This is a genomic window from Gluconobacter sp. Dm-73 (assembly GCF_018256215.1).
Taxonomy (GTDB): Bacteria; Pseudomonadota; Alphaproteobacteria; order Acetobacterales; family Acetobacteraceae; genus Gluconobacter; species Gluconobacter cadivus.
The window spans coordinates 353550-371047 of record NZ_JAERLW010000003.1 but is presented as its reverse complement, the minus strand read 5'-3'; the positions used below and the strand labels follow the sequence as shown (position 1 = coordinate 371047).

At 60.1% G+C, this 17498-nt stretch carries 11 protein-coding genes; 5 read left to right on the top strand and 6 right to left on the bottom strand.

Translation table 11 applies throughout. The features are described 5' to 3' along the window. Nucleotides 1–2: 2 nt before the first annotated feature. Both JK176_RS05110 and JK176_RS05105 read right to left on the bottom strand, forming a co-directional pair. On the bottom strand, nt 3–1232 hold the full coding sequence (locus JK176_RS05110) for a DUF6056 family protein (protein ID WP_211586764.1): 1230 nt from the start codon (nt 1230–1232) through the stop codon (nt 3–5). Next, nucleotides 1216–1701 carry a hypothetical protein gene (locus tag JK176_RS05105; protein ID WP_211586762.1) on the bottom strand — a complete coding sequence of 162 codons (486 nt, stop codon included), beginning with the start codon at nt 1699–1701 and terminating at the stop codon, nt 1216–1218. Before JK176_RS05105 ends, JK176_RS05110 begins: the two co-directional genes overlap by 17 nt. A 167-nt stretch (nt 1702–1868) precedes the next feature. On the opposite strand from JK176_RS05105, the gene JK176_RS05100 reads away from it, so the two are divergent. Further along, nucleotides 1869–2810, top strand: coding sequence for a rhodanese-related sulfurtransferase (locus JK176_RS05100; protein WP_211586759.1), 942 nt, complete (start codon nt 1869–1871; stop codon nt 2808–2810). Between the two features lie 45 nt (nt 2811–2855). Here JK176_RS05100 and JK176_RS05095 read toward each other — a convergent pair whose 3' ends face one another. Together JK176_RS05095 and uvrA are read right to left on the bottom strand one after the other, a co-directional pair. Beyond that, nucleotides 2856–3506: an RNA methyltransferase gene (locus JK176_RS05095; RefSeq protein ID WP_211586757.1), complete on the bottom strand. Its 651-nt coding sequence runs from the start codon at nt 3504–3506 to the stop codon at nt 2856–2858. 151 nt (nt 3507–3657) lie between these two features. Then, nucleotides 3658–6702, bottom strand: coding sequence for an excinuclease ABC subunit UvrA (gene uvrA / locus JK176_RS05090; RefSeq protein ID WP_211586753.1), 3045 nt, complete (start codon nt 6700–6702; stop codon nt 3658–3660). Nucleotides 6703–6834: 132 nt separating this feature from the next. On the opposite strand from uvrA, the gene ssb reads away from it, so the two are divergent. Further along, nucleotides 6835–7419 carry a single-stranded DNA-binding protein gene (gene ssb / locus JK176_RS05085; RefSeq protein ID WP_194261122.1) on the top strand — a complete coding sequence of 195 codons (585 nt, stop codon included), beginning with the start codon at nt 6835–6837 and terminating at the stop codon, nt 7417–7419. 139 nt (nt 7420–7558) lie between these two features. On the opposite strand, the gene JK176_RS05080 is transcribed toward ssb, so the two are convergent. Continuing rightward, nucleotides 7559–10591, bottom strand: coding sequence for a Hint domain-containing protein (locus JK176_RS05080; RefSeq protein ID WP_211586748.1), 3033 nt, complete (start codon nt 10589–10591; stop codon nt 7559–7561). Between the two features lie 293 nt (nt 10592–10884). Here JK176_RS05080 and gyrA point away from each other — a divergent pair, with 293 nt between their 5' ends. Genes gyrA through JK176_RS05065 form a run of 3 tightly spaced genes read left to right on the top strand, consistent with a single transcriptional unit; the run spans nt 10885 to nt 14702 of the window. Next, a complete protein-coding gene (gene gyrA / locus JK176_RS05075) occupies nt 10885–13674 on the top strand; it encodes a DNA gyrase subunit A (RefSeq protein WP_408874181.1) in 2790 nt (929 codons plus the stop codon). After that, entirely contained in the window at nt 13655–14185 is a 531-nt protein-coding gene (gene coaD, locus JK176_RS05070) for a pantetheine-phosphate adenylyltransferase (RefSeq protein ID WP_211586862.1), read from the top strand. The genes gyrA and coaD overlap by 20 nt, the downstream gene beginning before the upstream one ends. 31 nt (nt 14186–14216) lie before the next feature. Then, nucleotides 14217–14702 (top strand): peptidylprolyl isomerase, encoded by a 486-nt coding sequence (locus tag JK176_RS05065; RefSeq protein ID WP_141354517.1) that lies wholly within the window; start codon nt 14217–14219, stop codon nt 14700–14702. Nucleotides 14703–14839: 137 nt separating this feature from the next. Here JK176_RS05065 and JK176_RS05060 read toward each other — a convergent pair whose 3' ends face one another. Further along, nucleotides 14840–17482: a TonB-dependent siderophore receptor gene (locus JK176_RS05060; protein ID WP_211575090.1), complete on the bottom strand. Its 2643-nt coding sequence runs from the start codon at nt 17480–17482 to the stop codon at nt 14840–14842. Nucleotides 17483–17498 lie beyond the last annotated feature (16 nt).

Sequence of the window (17498 nt, the reverse complement as noted above, 5' to 3'; positions counted from 1 at the left end):
CTTTACCGCAGGGAACGCGCCCGTGTCTGCGTCAGAAGGGTGTGGATCAGGCCGCAGGTATAGAGGAGCAGCGTCAGGTCCAGCACGAGGAGGATGCGGTGGCTGGAAGCGTAGATTGTGGGGGACAGGCCCGTCAGGAGCGTGATGATGAACCCTCCGGTCAGGAAGGACAGGAGAGTGGCGGCGTTTTTCAGGGACAGGGCGCACCACAGGATCGAGACGAACAGGCACAGCGTGAGGAAAAACGCGACATAGGTGTTGAGAGAGACCCAGTTCAGATCATAAAGGAACCGGTCGCAGCGCACGGCCCCGAGCACATGTGTGGGAAGCATGAGCAGGAGGCCCAGCAGCATCACGCCTATGGCGGCCATATCCTGAAAACCCCGGTTCTGTTTGACGAACGCCAGAAAGCAGAGGGACAGCACGATGGCTGCGAGCAGGATGTGGTTGTCCGGGCTGATGCTGGTGCGGTGGATGCGGTCGAGGGCGAGGGAGAGTTTCTGAAGGATGTCGTATTGGGGGAATTCTGGCAGCCAGTTGCCGATTTCCGCGACATAGCGGCGACCGTTTCCGGGGGCGGCGAGGACGATCGCCGAGAGGATGGCGGCGAGCGTCAGGTAGAGGGCGCTGTAAAGAGAAACCGTTCGGCGGCCCAAGGCGGACAGGGCTGTGGACATGGCTGTGCAGAACAGCAGGAGCAGGGAGGACTGTTCGATCGAGCAGCCGATGGGCAGGGCTGCGAGCGACAGGAAACGCATCGTGTTTCCTGTCTCATGCTGGCGCAGGAACACGCTGATCGAGAAAAAGGCGAAGGAGACCGGGAGCAGGTAATTGTAGAAGCCCGAAAGCCAGTAAACGGACTCTTCCGTGACCTCGTGCGGGAGGAGCAGGAACAGCCCCATGACGAGCGGGATTCCGAAAGCGGGTCTCAGGGACGACCGCAGGGTGCAGGACCAGATGGCATAGGCCAGAAGAACCGTGCAGAACGGGATAAGGAGTTTCCAGAAGAGCGTGTAGTGGATGGTTTCCGCCAGTGCGGCCTCAATGACGACCCTGCCGGACCATGTCATGTAGCGCATGTGCAGGAAGGACAGCAGGCTCCGGTGATCGAGGGCATGGCGGAACATGTCGTTGTCGATGAAGATCGACCGGTTGATGTGGGCGTCGATCCAGAAGGTCGCGATCAGAAGGAAGGCGATAAAGGCGCCGTTGCGCTTAAGTGCGGCAGACATGCGACATCCTGTAGAGCGTGTGTCCTGCAATGATGTTCAGGTGCACGTCTGGGGTTAGTCCCTCAGGAATGCGGGCGATGGCGGTGAAGCCGTACCGGTTGTGAAACGCATTGCCGTCCGTATGGGTGGCGTGTGCGATATCGGGTCGCTCCTGAAGCCTGTAGGGAATGGACACTTCCTGTGCTCCGTCTCCGGCCGTGAGAAGGAAAGACGCTTTGGGTCCGGGCCAGAGATCTGACAGAACCCAGCCGGAAACGGAGATGAATTTCGGGGTGATGTGACAGGTCTCCACGCGGGCTTTCATGGAGGGGTCGTCTGCGGAGGTGAAACTGTCCGGACTGAAGGCTCTGTGTGCCGTCCAGGCATGGCCGATGGCCAGCGTCAGAAGAAGTGAGAGGCTTATCCCGAGTAAAAAGGCATGGTTCTTCAGAAGCATGAGGCTCTGATGCAGGGCATCGGGTATCTTCATCGGTCTGCTTTGGCCGTTCGGGAGAGTTCCTGTCTGCCATTCGGGCAGCAGCCTGTCCATGCGGCCTTTCGGGCTGGTATCGAGGCTTTGGCCCTGATATTTCCGGGGCTGTCTTTTTCATCCGATCGCGGCTGTGTCTGCGGTCCCGGTCGCCGGATGCCTGCCTCATGTCCGATAGTCTCGAGCCGATCCGTATTGTCGCGCTGTATCATTTCACGCCGTTCGCCGATCCTGCCGCATTGCGGCAGCCGCTGCTGGAGCTGTGCGAGCGTGAGGGGATCAGGGGGATCCTGCTGTTGGCTCGTGAAGGGATCAACGGCACGATTGCCGGGACGGATGAGGGCATGGAGCGCGTGATGGCGCATATCCGCGCACTTCCGGGCTGTGCGGATCTGGAAAGCAAGGACTCCCGTGCGCCTGAACTGCCGTTTCGCCGCATGAAGGTGCGGCTGAAAAAGGAAATCGTCACGATGGGCGAGCCGGATATCGACCCGCTTCAGGGCGTGGGGCGGTATGTGGCACCGGAAGATTGGAACGCGCTGATTTCCGACCCCGATACGATCCTGATTGATACGCGCAATGATTATGAAGTGGCGATCGGGACGTTCAAAGGCGCGGAAGACCCCAAAACGAAATCCTTCCGCGAATTTCCTGAATGGTTTCGCAAACGGCGGCAGGAACTGGAAGCGGAAGGCCGTCTGCCGAAGATTGCCATGTTCTGCACGGGCGGCATCCGCTGCGAAAAATCAACGTCCTTTGCGCGGGCGGAGGGTGTGGACGAGGTCTATCATCTCAAGGGCGGTATTCTGAAATATCTGGAGACCGTGCCTGAGGAAGAGAGCCTGTGGGAAGGCGAGTGTTTCGTGTTTGACCAGCGTGTGTCGGTGAAGCATGGGTTGGAGATCGGGACGCATGATGTCTGCCATGCCTGCCGTCGTCCGCTGAACGCGCACGACAAGGCCTCGCCGCTGTTCGTGCAGGGTGTGTCGTGCCCGCATTGCCACAACGAACGGACGGAAGAGCAGCGCCATCGTTATGCCGAGCGTGAGCGTCAGGAAGCACTGGCTCAGGCGCGAAAGGTTGGGCATCTGGGTGTTCGGCAGAAGTAAGTGTGGCCGGGCGGGGAAGAGAAGATACTCTCGCTGAAAGGGCTCCTAACTTTCCTCGACGATCAAAGCGGGAGTAGGGTTTTTAAGATTTTCCCGAGAGGCGCGGAGCCTGTTGTGGGATTGATATTGTCGACGTTGTTTTGTTATTTCATACAAAACAATTCCTGAACTTGTTCCCAGATTGAGACTTTCGATCATTCCAAACATGGGAATGGATACACATTGCCTGCTTCGTTGGGCGGCAATGTCGCTAATTCCTTTGGTTTCACTTCCGAACCAGACTGCCAGTTTGGCATGTTCGGTAAAATCGCCTTCGTCCAACAAAACATTGGACATGCCCTTTCGATGGGGTGACGTGACGATCGAGACGAAGTGGTTTTTTTCCAAATGTGCGAGGCACTCTTCTGTGCTGTCAAAGCGCTTTACGAATGTCCATTTGACGGCGGAAACTGATAGCTTCGAGAGTTTTGGTTCGGTACGCAATTCATTCCAGTCGTCCGAAAGAACTCCACGAGGGTCAATGACGTATACTTTTTCTGCGCCGAAAGCGTTCACGTTCCGGATGACAGTTCCTATATTTCGTGGGTTTTCTGGGTCTTCGATGACAACGATGAGGTTTTTGCACCGGAAGTCTCGTATCGCGTCCGCCCGTTTCCGGGCGGTTGGTTTGTCTGTCTGTTTGCGTTCGATCGTCACACTTAAGCCCTCTACCGTCCGGGCACCATACCTAGCGACGATGTTGGTTGCTGTCCAAAGTCGGGATCAGATGCGTGGCCTCTTCAGTGAGGAAAGGCCATGCATCATGATCTGTTGTCTTTTCAGCGTATTCTGAAAGACGTAATCGGGTTCAGGCTTTGGTTTTGTTCCGGGAGCCGATGGGCCGGCCTCTGGGCTTCTTTTCGGTAGCTTTTTCCGCTGCTTTTTCTTTGGCGGCCTTTGCCTTTTTCGCGGCTGTGCGTTCGGCTTTTGGGGGTGGCAGACTGGCGGCGAGCATGGCCTGTGTGATTTTGGTGGTTGTGACTTTTCGCGGCTGTCTGGCGCCCGGTGCGTCCAGCAGCGGGGCGAGGAAGCGGCCGGTATGGCTGGCTTTGCACGCGGCGATGTCTTCCGGTGTTCCGGCTGCTACGACCTGACCGCCGCCGTCACCGCCTTCGGGGCCAATATCGATCAGCCAGTCGGCCGTTTTGATGACTTCGAGATTGTGCTCGATCACCAACACCGTGTTGCCCTGATCGACGAGGGTGTGCAGCACTTCGAGCAGCTTACGGACGTCTTCGGTGTGCAGGCCGGTTGTGGGTTCGTCGAGGATATAGACCGTGCGGCCGGTGGCGCGCTTGGCCAGCTCCTTTGACAGTTTGACGCGCTGGGCTTCGCCGCCCGAGAGGGTGGTGGCCTGCTGGCCGAGGGCGACATAGCCCAGCCCGACCTGTTGCAGGATGGCGAGACGGTCGCGGATTTTCGGGGCGGCCTGAAAGAACGGCAGGGCCTCGTCCACGGTCATGGACAGGACGTCTGCGATGGATTTGCCGCGGAACTTCACTTCCAGCGTTTCGCGGTTATAGCGTGCGCCTTTGCAGGTGTCGCAGGTCACGTACACGTCCGGCAGGAAGTGCATTTCGATCTTGAGAACACCGTCGCCCTGACAGGCTTCGCAGCGACCGCCTTTCACATTGAAGGAGAAGCGTCCCGGCTTGTAGCCGCGCGCCTTGGACTCGGGGAGTTCGGCGAACCAGTCGCGGATCGGGGCGAACAGGTCCGTATAGGTTGCGGGGTTGGAGCGCGGGGTCCGGCCGATCGGGGATTGGTCGATCTCGATGATCTTGTCGAGATTGTCCACGCCTTCCAGACGGTCATAGGGGAGCGGCGTCTGGCTCGATTTCATGAGCTGGCGGGACAGCGCCTTATAGAGCGTATCGATGACGAGCGTGGATTTGCCGCCACCCGAAACGCCCGTGACGGCGATGAAGGTGCCGAGCGGAAAATCGACCGTCAGATCCTTGAGGTTGTTGCCGCGTGCGCCGTGCAGGGTGAGCATGCCGCTGGGCTTGCGGCGTTCGGTCGGGACGGGAATGACCTTGCGGCCTGACAGATAGGCGCCGGTGATGCTGTTGGGGTTTTTGGCGACTTCTGCGGGAGTGCCGACAGCGATGACCTGTCCGCCAAGCTTGCCCGCACCCGGGCCCATATCGATCAGATAATCGGCGGCGCGGATGGCGTCTTCGTCATGTTCGACGACGATGACGGTGTTGCCGAGGCGCTTGAGGCGTTCAAGCGTGCCGAGCAGGCGTTCGTTGTCGCGCTGGTGCAGGCCGATGGAGGGTTCGTCCAGCACATACAGCACGCCGGTCAGGCCCGAGCCGATCTGCGACGCCAGACGGATACGCTGGCTTTCGCCGCCCGACAGGGTTGCGGAGCCGCGCGACAGGGTGAGGTAGTCCAGCCCGACATCGTCGAGGAAGTGCAGTCGGTCCGTGATTTCGCGCAGGATGCGGCGGGCGATCTCGGCGCGCTGGGGCGTGAGGGTCGCTTCCACGCCGGAGAACCAGTCGAGCGCCTTACGGATTGGCATGTCCGAGGCTTCGGCGATGTTGAGGTCCTTGACCTTCACGCACAGGGCTTCGGGTTTGAGGCGCGCGCCGTGGCAGGCATGGCAGGGTTTTTCGGACTGATAGCGCGACAGTTCTTCGCGCACCCACATGCTGTCGGTCTGGGCCATGCGGCGGCGCAGGTTTTTCAGCACGCCTTCGAACGGTTTGGTGACGATATGGACCTTCCCGCCATCGGTATAGGGAATGTCGATTGGCTCTTTCGACCCGTTGATGATGAGGTCGCGCGTGGCGGGCTGGAGGTCAGACCAGGGCGTGTGCATATCATCGCCGCAATGGCGGGCGAGGGCAGCGAGCGTCTGGTCATACCAGTCCGTGCTCGCCCCCTTCCAAGGGGCAATGGCGCCTTCGGCCAGCGTCAGGCTGTCATCCGGGACGATCAGGTTTTCGTCGAAATGGGTTTCGGTGCCGATACCGTCACAGACCGGGCAGGCGCCCATCGGGGCGTTGAAGGAGAACAGGCGCGGCTCGATCTCCTCAATCGTGAAGCCGGAGACCGGGCAGGCGAAGCGCGACGAGAACACGACATGCGCCGGGGCTTCCTTCTCGCCTGCACGTTTGACCTCCTCGGCGTAGGCCAGGCCATCCGAGAGTTCGAGTGCGGTCTCGAAGCTGTCGGCGAGGCGGGATTCGAGCCCTTCCTTGACGACGATCCGGTCCACGACGACTTCGACGGTATGGCGCGTCTTGCGGTTCAGCTCCGGGGCCTCGGCGATTTCGTAGAGTTCGCCATCGATCTTGACGCGGGTGAAGCCCTTGCGCGTCAGTTCGGCAAGTTCACGCTTGCAGTCGCCCTTGCGGTCTCGCACGACGGGGGCGAGCAACATCAGGCGCATGCCATCGGGCATTGCCATGATGCGGTCCACCATCTGGCTGACGGTCTGCGCCTCGATCGGCAGGCCGGTCGCGGGGGAATAGGGGATTCCCACGCGCGCCCAGAGCAGCCGCATGTAGTCGTGGATTTCCGTGATCGTGCCGACGGTCGAGCGCGGGTTTTTGGACGTGGTTTTCTGCTCGATCGAGATGGCCGGGGAAAGACCCTCGATGGAATCCACGTCTGGCTTGCCCATCAGCTCAAGGAACTGGCGGGCATAGGCGGACAGGCTTTCCACATAGCGTCGCTGACCCTCGGCATAGATCGTGTCAAAAGCCAGAGAGGATTTTCCGGAGCCTGAAAGGCCCGTGATGATCGTCAGGGAATCCCGCGGGATCGTGGCGTCGATATTCTTGAGATTATGGGCACGGGCCCCACGAACACGGATCGAATGATTGTCTGGAAAGCTCACGGAGACCCCGGAATGTGGAGAAAAGGCAGTTGTGAGATCGAACGCGCTTGAATGGCGTTGGATTGTTCCCCATTAGATGGGAACTTACGCACGTATGAAAAGAACAATTCGAGAAAATTGGTTGGGACGGGAATGGCAGGCAGCGTCAACAAGGTGATTCTGGTCGGAAATCTGGGCAAGGATCCGGAAGTCCGCAACACGCAGTCGGGGTCTAAGATCGTCAACCTGACCGTTGCGACGTCGGACACCTGGAACGATCGTCAGTCCGGGGAGCGCAAGGAGCGCACCGAGTGGCATCGTGTGGTGATCTTCAACGAGCGGACGGCGGATGTGGCCGAGCGGTTCCTGCGCAAGGGGCGCAAGGTCTATATTGAAGGCGAGCTGCGTACACGGAAGTGGACCGATCAGTCCGGTCAGGAAAAATACACGACCGAAGTCGTGATTGACCGGTTCCGTGGCGATCTGGTGCTGATCGACAGCAATCGCAGCGGTGGCGGCGATGATGGCGGTTTTGACAATGGTGGCGGCTATGGCGGGGGCAATGGCGGCGGCTTCGGCGGTGGCAGCCGTGGTGGCTCTGCTGGTGGTTCGGGCGGCGGCTTTGGCGGCGGTTCGCGTGGGAATTCCGGCGGGGCTTCTGGCGGTCGTTCGGGTGGCGGCAATGGCGGCTGGGATGCTCCGCCGGACAATGATCTCGACGATGAAATTCCGTTCTGAGTTCAGAGCCGCATACGGTTTCTGAAGACTGAAAAACCCCGGAGGCTCAGGCCTCCGGGGTTTTTTTTGATCGTCGTGTAGACCAAAAAAAGCCTCACCCCCGAAAGGGTGAGGCTTTTTCGTTTCAGACCGGCGGATTTCAGGCGGTCAGGGCGACGTCTGCTTCCGACGTTGCCAGATAGGGGCCGGCGGCCAGGATCTGGATGGCGAGCATGCCGAGGCTGTTTGGCTGACGGGCCGTCAGCGGCAGCATGGCGTTGCCGTTCGTCCAGCGGACTGGGGTGTTTTCCTGAACATCCCAGCCGTTCAGGTCTGCGTCCGTCAGGTGCTGATCGATGCGGATCGTGTTGCCCGAGTCGAACAGTGTGACTTCACCCACCAGAACACCGAGCTGACGACGGTCGTCCACGAACGGTCCGACCGTTTCGCTCGGGCTGGAGGTACGGGACACGATGCGAACGCCTGTCACGTCGGACGGGATCATGAACATCGCGCGGCCATTGGCGGTGCGGACCTGATGGATGGTCTGGCCCGTGCTGGCGACGAGGTACAGGTTGGCGTCTTCGGTCAGAGCCGGAGCGGCAACCGTGTTCTCAAGGCCAGCTGCAATGGCGCGGGCTTCGATCTCACGGAAGATCGGCTCGACCACGTCCCGGCTGACGGACAGCGGGGCTGCTGCGTCGTCATTCCAGTTGCGCTCGCGGCCACCCAGAGCAACAACGCTGCCGTCCTGACGGAAGGACTGGCGGTTGCCGGTGTCGAGGTAGCTTTCCGTCAGCATGCCGTCTGCCATGATGACCGAGTGTTCGGCCGTTTCCACATGGAAGTAGTCATAGACGGCGATCGTGCGGTCATAGACCACAGAGCGGCCGTTCACGAGCATACGGGCCGGGATGAAACCGCCATTGATGAACAGGCAGTGTTCCGGCGTGACCAGCATGTCCTTGTAAGGCACGCCCTCGGCGAGTGCGCCCTGCATGATGCGGACCGGATAACCGGCTTCCGCGTCGGCCAGACCGGCCTTGGCGATCATGTGGGAGCGGCCGGCCCAGGTGACTTTGCGCTCGACGGTTTCGCCGTTCACGAAAGCCAGAACCGTGCTGCCGAGGCGCAGGGTCTCGACGGCCACATCGCCTTCCGGCGTGCGGATCATGCTGCCTGCGAGGAAGCAGGGAGCATTGCCGTTGTCTTCAACGACCCAGCCATTGGTGCCGTCCTGAACGATGGAGGCGTTGGTGGCGGGAACGAAGCCGTCTGCCGTGTGGATGTTGCCGAAGGTCAGCAGGCGGCCATCAGCCAGCGTGACCTGAAGCGTATAGGAGCCATCGGCGTTCGGCGTGTAGGTGGCAGCCGTCGGAGCGGAAGACACACCGGAGATGCCGAAATGCGTGTTAGCGGAGACGCCGTTGATCACGACGCCCTGGGCATTCGAAGAGTCGTTATGCAGGAAGCCGTTGGCTTCAACATACACCGTGTTGACCGTGTTCGGATCGACATTGATGGTGTTGATGTTTTCGCCCGGATACAGGAACAGGCTGCTGTCCTGCGACAGGTTGACCGTGCCGCCGTTGATCGCAAGTGCGTTGGTGGCAGAACCCAGCGTGGCGTTGATCAGGTTGATCGTGCCGGCGTTGTTGACGTTGTTTGTATCGAACACGACGTTGTTGTCGTTGTTCATGATCGTGATCGTGCCGTCTTCACGGTTGACCCCGATGCCGCCGAGTTCAACCTTGGACGGGGTGTTAATCAGGATCGTGCCGCTGTTTTCAAAACCAGCCGTTGTGAAAACGTAGCCGTTATAGGTGCTGCTGCCCTGTGCGGTGATTTCCAGCGTGGTGTTCTGCCAGACGCTGAGGCTGCGGAGCTGGTTGTAGGACGGCGCATCGGCGACGACGACGTTCGGCGTGGTGTTGCCGTTGTAGCCGACATTGACATCAGCATTCTGCTCGCTCTGCGGCACGGCGTTGCCGCTGAAGGAATCGCCTGACGTATCCACGACATTGCCGTGGCCGTCATAGAGCGTCCAGTTTTTGGGGTCGTACCAGTCACCGCCGGTTGCGGAGCCGCTCCAGCGCCATGTGTTGCCATGGTTATGGTAGCTGACGGCGTTGCTGCTGTACTGCGACGTGTCGCCACCGGCTGCGGCTGCTGCGCTGGCTGTGGCGGCAAGCTGTTGGTGCAGGTCGCTGTTGCCGTAGGAGGCCGGAGCCGTCGAGGTGCCTGCGTCTTCGATGAGCCAGCCGTTCGAGCCGTCCTGCACGATCGTGGCCTGGGCAGCAGGCGTGTAGCCGTCTGCGACATTGACCGTCGGGTAGGTGATGGCGTGGCCGTTATCGAGGGTGATCGTCAGCTTGTAGGAGCCGTCGGCATTGGCTTCATACGTTGCGGAGACCGGCTTGGAGGAGCCGCTCAGGATGCCGAAATGGGTGTTCTCGGAAACGCCGTTGATGACGGTGTTCTGCAGGGAGCCGCTGCTGTTGGAGAAGCGGTCGTTGACATACAGCGTGTTGGTGGATTCCGGGTCAACGTTGATCGTGGAGCCTTCGCCATACAGGTTCGCAATGAGCGTGCTGTTCTGCTGAAGGTTAATCGTGCCGCCAGCAATGGTGATCGGCGTTGCAAGAGTGCCGAGCGTCGAATTGACGAGATTGAGCGTACCGTTGTTCAGATACGAGTCGTCAAACGACACATTCCCGTCGTTGTTCAGGATCGTCAGGGTGCCGTTGCCCGACGTAACGCCGCCGAGTTCGACCTTGGACGGGGTGTCGATGATGATGGTGCCGTTGTTCTGCAGACCGGCCGTTGCGAAAACGTTGCCGTTTCCACCCTGTGCGGTGATCTTCAGGGTGCTGTTCTGCCAGACGCTGAGGCTGCGGATCTGGTTGTACAGGACGGCATTGGACACGACGACGCTCGGCGTCTCGTTTCCGTAATAGCCGACATTGACGTCAGCATTCTGCTCGCTCTGGGGAATGGGATAGCCGCTGAAGGCGCTGGAGGACGTATCAACCGGATTGCCGGCATCGGTCAGAACCCAGTTGCTGGGGTCAGTCCAGTCGCCGCCCGTTGCGGGGCCAACCCAGCGCCAGGCATAATCGTGCTGATGATAGCTGGTTTCGGTGGTGTTGTAGCTGGCGTTGTCACTGCCGGCGGGCGTGGTCGTATCGGCCATGATGGAATCTTTCCGAAAATTTCCGGCACGGACTCGCCGGAGTGTGTTTGAGAATTGCTAACGGGTTCACTTACTGTCCGCAAGTTAATAAGTCGTGAATCGAAGTAGCCCATTTGATCAATTTCGTCTTTCTTTGTTTAATGGTTTTTTGTCAGACATGTGGAAACCCGCTCTGCGGAAGCAGAGGCCGGAATGGCGTAAATCCGTTCCGGAGTGCCGGGTGTGGCGTGATGGCGACGCATGCGGTATGCTGGAAAAACTGAATTCTAGCGTGGTGACCTGTCTTGACCGAGCTGACCGAGCCGACTGATCTGACCCCTTCCGGTCGTCTTCCTGTGACGATTGAGGAGGAAATGCGCTCCTCCTATCTGGCCTACGCGATGTCCGTGATCGTATCGCGCGCGCTGCCAGATGTACGGGACGGTCTGAAGCCGGTTCATCGCCGTATTCTCTACGCCATGCGTGAAAGCGGCTTTACGGCAGACAAGCCTTACCGCAAGTCCGCGCGTGCTGTCGGTGACGTGATGGGTAAATACCATCCGCATGGTGACAGCTCGATTTATGACGCCATGGTCCGGATGGCGCAGCACTGGTCGATGCGCGTCAAGCTGATCGACGGCCAGGGCAATTTCGGGTCGGTCGATGGCGATAGCCCGGCGGCCATGCGTTATACTGAAGCGCGTCTGGCCAAGGCGTCGTCGTTCCTGCTGGACGATATCGACCGTGATACCGTTGATTTCCAGCCGAACTACGACGAAAGCGAGAACGAGCCGAAGGTTCTGCCAGCGGTTTTCCCGAACCTGCTCGTCAATGGTGCGGCCGGTATTGCCGTTGGTATGGCGACCAATATTCCGCCCCATAATCCGGGTGAAGTCATTGATGCCACACTGGCGATGATTGCCAACCCGGCCATTGAACTCGACGAACTGATGCAGATCATCCCGGGGCCGGATTTCCCGACGGGTAGCATCATCATGGGGCGCAGCGGCATCCGCCGTGCCTATGAGACGGGTCGTGGGTCCATTCCGGTGCGGGCGCGGGCCGAGATCGAGGAAATCCGCAAGGACCGTCAGGCCATCATCATCACCGAGATCCCGTATCAGGTGAACAAGGCCACGTTGCAGGAAAAGATCGCCGATCTGGTCCGGGCCAAGGAAATCGAAGGCATTTCCGACATCCGCGACGAGTCCGACCGCTCGGGAATGCGCGTTGTCATCGAACTCAAGCGCGATGCGACGCCGGATGTGGTGCTGAACCAGCTCTATCGTTTCACGCAGCTTCAGACGTCCTTCAGCGCCAACATGCTGGCGCTCGATGACGGCAAGCCGCGGACGATGGGGTTGAAGGACATTCTGGAAGCCTTTCTGCGTTTCCGCGAAGAAGTCATTCTCCGCCGCGCCCGGTTCGATCTGAACAAGGCCCGTGACCGCGGGCATCTGCTAGTCGGTCTGGTGCTGGCGGTTGCCAATATTGATGCGGTGATCGCACTAATCCGTGCGGCCCCGGATGCTGCAACGGCGCGTGAGTCGCTGATGGCGCGGGAATGGGATGCCTCGGAAGTCATCCCGCTGCTGGAACTGATCCACGACGAAGGCAATGTTATCATCGATGGCAAGGTTCGTCTGACGGAAGCGCAGGCGCGCGGTATTCTTGAGCTGCGTCTGCAACGCCTGACGGGTCTGGAGCGCGAGAAGATCCAGGGTGAGTTGGGAGACGTTGCCGTCAAGATCGGTGAGCTGCTTCAGATCATTGAGAGCCGTCCGCGCCGGATGGAAGTCATGCGCGAGGAGCTTCTGGCGGCCCGTGCGGAAGTCGCGACCCCGCGTGCGACGGAAATTTCCGATTCACTCGGCGACCAGACGGATGAAAGCCTGATCGAGCCGGGGCAGATGGTCGTGACCATCACGCGTGATGGCTTTATCAAGCGGACCCCGCTGGAAGTTTTCCGGTCGCAGAACCGGGGTGGTCGTGGTCGGACGGCCTCGGGGCGTCGCGGCGATGACGTGATTATCCGCAGCTTCAACGCGCACACGCATCAATGGGTGATGTTCTTCTCCTCGGGCGGCAAGGCCTACCGGATGAAGGTCTGGCATCTGCCGGAAGCCGCGCCGACCGCCAAGGGCCGTGCGCTGGTCAACCTGCTGCCGGAACTGGGAACGGATTCCATCACGGCCGTCCTGCCGCTGCCGCAGGACGAGGAACTGTGGGACGATCTGCACCTCGCTTTCGCGACGGCCAGCGGCAATGTGCGCCGCAACCGTCTGAGCGATTTCCGCAATATCCGTGCGTCTGGCCTGATTGCTATGAAGCTCGACGAGGGGGATTCCCTCATCGGTGTGGCGACCTGTCGTGAAGGTCAGGACGTGTTCCTCGCAACGAAGAATGCGCGCTGCATCCGCTTCCAGATTACGGACGAGACACTGCGTGTGTTTGCCGGTCGTGGCAGCACGGGCGTGCGGGGCATCCGTCTGGGCGACGGGGATGCGGTGATTTCGCTGTGTATCCTCAATCATGTGGACGCCAGCGTCGAGGAACGGTCTGCCTATCTGCGGATGGCCAATGCCAAGCGCCGTGCTGAAAATGCGGCTCTGGAGGACAGTGCTGAAGACGAAGCCGTGTCCGGTGACGAGGAAATCGTCGAGATCACGGGCGATCTGACGCAGGAGCGTTTCGAGGAACTGGAACAGCAGGAAGAAATCCTCCTGACCGTAACGGATGGCGGCTTTGGCCGTCGCTCCTCGGCCTATGATTACCGTGTGTCGGGCCGTGGCGGTCAGGGCATCACCAACATGACCTTCTCCGCGAACCGTCGCGGCAAGGAAGTGGTGGGCACGCTGCCGACGCTTGATGGCACGGACGTTATGCTGGTTACAGATACGGGGCGTCTGATCCGTCTTCCGGTCTCGCAGGTCCGCGTCATGGCGCGTCAGGCCAGCGGCGTGACACTGTTCCGCCTGAATGACAGCGAAACCGTCATCTGTGTCTTCCCGGTTCTGGAAGACGACACGGAAGAGGGCGATACCGACGAGACTGTGGTCTCTGAAGCTCCCGCCGCAGGTGATGATGCTGCACCTGACGCCTGAGGCGCGGACGGATCCGCGTGTCGGGTTTTATCCCGGCACGTTCGATCCGGTCACGTTCGGGCATCTGGACATCATCCACCGGGCGTCTGCGCTATTCGACCGGCTGCTGGTCGGGGTGGCGGTCAATGAAGGCAAACAACCACTTCTGGATCTGGAAGCGCGGCTCTCGGCTCTGCGGCATGAGGTGGACAAGCTGCCGCATGGGGAGCGGATCGGGGTTGTTGGTTTCGATACGCTTTTGGTGGATGCCGTGCGTCAGGCGGGCGCTGGTACGGTTGTACGCGGCCTTCGATCCGGCGGGGATTTCGATTACGAAAGCCAGCTCTCTGGCGCTTTGCGTCGTCTGGCCCCGGAAATCGAGACGGTTTTCTTGCTCTCTTCCGAAGAACATCGCAGCACGGCCAGTCGCATCGTGAAGGAAATCGCGCGGCTGGGAGGCGATATTTCCCCCTTCGTCAGCGAAGATGTTGCACATATCGTCTTGTCGAAACTGGGCCGAGGGCCGACATAGGAACCTTCAACGATTTCTGGAAGGTTCCAAGATGTCCGATACTGCAGTGCCCGACGGCAACAAGCTGGTTTTCGAACTCAAGACTGGCAAGGTGGTCATCGAGCTGCGCCCCGATCTGGCGCCTCTGGCTGCCGAGCGCCTCAAGCTGCTGGCTACCGAAGGCTTCTATGATGGCGTAAAGTTCCATCGCGTGATCGAAGGCTTCATGGCGCAGGGCGGCGATCCGACGGGAACCGGCACGAGCGGCAGCTCCTATCCGGACCTCAAGGCCGAGTTCACGAATGCCGCCAAGTTCGAGCGTGGCACGGTCGGTATGGCCCGCACGATGGCCCCGAACTCCGCCAATAGCCAGTTCTTTATCATGTTCGCCGCCAGCCCGCATCTGAACGGTCAGTACACGATCGTCGGTCAGGTCACGGAAGGCATGGAATATGTGGACCAGCTCAAGCGCGGTTCCGGCGCAGGTGGCGTGGTCAAGGACCCCGACATCATCGTCAAGGCCTATGTCGAAGCCTGAATCCTGCCTGAAAGCGGATTTTACGAAAGCCGGTGCAGTGATGCGCCGGCTTTTTTTGTTGCGATCTTCGGTGTGCAGGGGGTGTTTTCTAAAGAAAAAGACGCCCTGTAACGGGGCGCCTTTCCTGTAGGACGATTTCAGAAGCTGGCGTTGATACGGCCGTAATAGTAGCCGCCGGTGATGGGAACCTGCAGCGAGAACTGGTCGTAGATCTGGGCGCCGCGGGAGTTGTTGATCTGCGGAACACGACGGGGGCGGACGTTGAAGACGTTGTTCGCACCGATCGCCAGATGCCAGTGGCTGTTGAAGCGGTAGCCGACTTCGATATCGGTCAGCCAGCGCGGCGTATTCTTGAACTGCGCAAAGCAGCTGTTGGAATAGGCCAGCTTGCCGCCGCTCGGGCAGGTGAGCGTCTTGTCCGTCCAGTCAGAGTAGGTCAGCATGTCCGTGGTCTCACCGTAACGGGTCTGACGCACGTTGAGGTCCCATTTTCCGATCGTATAAAACGCGTTCAGGATGATCTTGCTGCGCGGATAGGCGGTCGTGATGTAGCCGATGTTCTGCGCGTTCAGCAACGGATTGCCGTTGGTATCTGTTCCGTTGTGGTGCAGACGCGTCCGGTTCAGGTCCAGCGCCATACTGAGGTTCAGGTTGCCGGCATTGTGGAAGCGGAACATGTAGTCCGCCTTGATGTCGAGGCCTTGCGTGCGGGTGCTGGCGCCGTTGGTCATGTAGTAGGCGGAGACGTTGTCGAGCGTGATGCTGTTCAGAGGCAGGGAATATCCCATGGCTTCGATGGCATCGACGGCGGGTTGACCGTTGACGGTACCACCGCCCACGATGCGGTCACGCAGATTGATCTGATAGACATCTGTCTCGACGTGGAAGTTCTTTACGGGCTCCAGGACGATGCCGCCGCTTGCGCTGACGGAACGTTCCGGCTTCAGGGCGCTCGCACCCAGAATGCGGGCGGCTGTTGAGTTGACGGGCAGCAGGCCGGAGGCGCCGGTCGGGTCCACGTTCATGGCGCTATAGTGCTGTTCGGCCAGCGTCGGCGCGCGGAAGCCGGTGCTGATCGTGCCACGGATCGCGATGCGTTTGCTCACGTCGTAGCGGGTCGAGACCTTGCCGTTTTCCGTGTTGCCGACATCCGTGTAGTGCTCGAAGCGCCCTGCGAAATCGAGATCCCAGTGCGGGAGCGGGTGAAAGTCGCCATCGACATAGGCGGCCCAGATGTCACGGCTCCAGTTGCCGGCGCTGTTGGGGCCGAGACCGGCATAGCCCTGCGTGCCGCCCAGTTCATAGGAGGGCGGGGTGCCTGCCTTGATCTCATAGGTTTCGAGGCGGTGTTCGCCACCGAAGGCCAGCGTCATGGGCACGACGTTGGCGATATTGAAGTGGCGGCGGAAGTCCAGATTGTTGGTCCACTGCGCCATACGATAGGTTTCAGCACGCGTCGTGTTGGGGGACCAGCCGCAACCATCGGTGGAATAATAGGCCGAGCCCGGAACTGTGGAGCATGTGCTGGCCAGCATACCGGTATTGACGGTGTTTTTGTTGCCGATTTTGTTGCCATCGGCGCCGTATGTGGTGCTCAGATCCCAATCGAAGCCCAGAAAGTTGTCGCCCTTGAGGCCCAGCGTGGCGGCGTAGTCGTTCTCTTCCGATGTTTCGAGCGGAGAGAAACCGGCCGGATACATGGTGGGCGCGATGACGGGCGTGCGGTAGTTTTCATACGCTTCGCCGTGGCGGTGCATATAGGTGATGAGGCCGTAGAAATTCACGCCTTCGGTAATGGTTTTGCCGAAGTCGATGGCGAGGCTTTCGCGGGTTTCTTCGGGCGTGCTCATGATCTTGTTGGAATTGGTCGGTACGTTCATCGCATTCGGAACGATACCGTTATAGTATCCCGTGGTTGTGGCGTTTGTGGGCCAACTACCAATCAGGCGGTGGTCCCGCGCGCCGACGACCATGTGATCTGTGTGATAGACTTCGCCGCTGAGATGCAGGTAGCCGTCGCTGCCCCATTTTACACCGCCATCGGCGCCGACCTTGTACTGCCAGCCGTCGCCGTTATAGGCATTTGCGCCGGTCTGCACGGAGGTCTGCATGCCGTGGGCCTGCTTTTTGGTGATGATGTTCACCACACCGGCAATGGCGTCCGAGCCGTACATCGCAGCCGCGCCGTCTTCGAGCACTTCGATATGGTCGATGGCGTTTGCGGGGATTGTGTTCAGATCGGCGCCCGTGGAGCCGAACTGCGGGCCTGCATCGGCGGTGATGTTCGCCGTATTGTGGCGGCGCTTGCCGTCCACCAGAACCAGCACTTCGTTCGGGCCGAGGCCGCGCATCTGGATGGAGGATGTCAGAGCTGCGGAATCCGCGCCCATCGCCACCACGTTGATGGAAGCATAGGTCCGGGTCAGGGCGTCCGAGAGGTTCAGCATGCCAGAGCGGCGGAGGGTCGCGGCAGAGACCACCGTGACGGGGGACGTGCTTTCACGGGCCTTGCGGTTCGTCGCGTGGGTGCCGGTGGTGACGTTGATCGTCTCGGCTTCACCCGCGAAGTTGACGTCGGTCTTTTTCTTGCGCGGTGCGGCAGTTGCAGTCTTCGCGACTGGAGTATTGGCGGGATGTGCAGTTGCGTGCGTGCTGCTGCCGGTCTTGGTGCTGTGGTGACGGACAGGATGAGGGGTTGTCGTCGCGGCGAAAGCGGACAGACACGGCATGACAGAAAAGGCTGTTGTCACGAGCAGGGAGATGCGGTGCCGGGATTTCATTATTACTCTTTGTACC

Bases quoted from the DNA above. Each gene is read 5' to 3' on its own strand.
- JK176_RS05110 (WP_211586764.1), bottom strand. From the start codon at position 1,232: ATGTCTGCCGCACTTAAGCGCAACGGCGCCTTTATCGCCTTCCTTCTG.
- JK176_RS05105 (WP_211586762.1), bottom strand. From the start codon at position 1,701: ATGAAGATACCCGATGCCCTGCATCAGAGCCTCATGCTTCTGAAGAAC.
- JK176_RS05100 (WP_211586759.1), top strand. From the start codon at position 1,869: ATGTCCGATAGTCTCGAGCCGATCCGTATTGTCGCGCTGTATCATTTC.
- ssb (WP_194261122.1), top strand. From the start codon at position 6,835: ATGGCAGGCAGCGTCAACAAGGTGATTCTGGTCGGAAATCTGGGCAAG.
- JK176_RS05080 (WP_211586748.1), bottom strand. From the start codon at position 10,591: ATGGCCGATACGACCACGCCCGCCGGCAGTGACAACGCCAGCTACAAC.
- coaD (WP_211586862.1), top strand. From the start codon at position 13,655: ATGCTGCACCTGACGCCTGAGGCGCGGACGGATCCGCGTGTCGGGTTT.
- JK176_RS05065 (WP_141354517.1), top strand. From the start codon at position 14,217: ATGTCCGATACTGCAGTGCCCGACGGCAACAAGCTGGTTTTCGAACTC.
- JK176_RS05060 (WP_211575090.1), bottom strand. From the start codon at position 17,482: ATGAAATCCCGGCACCGCATCTCCCTGCTCGTGACAACAGCCTTTTCT.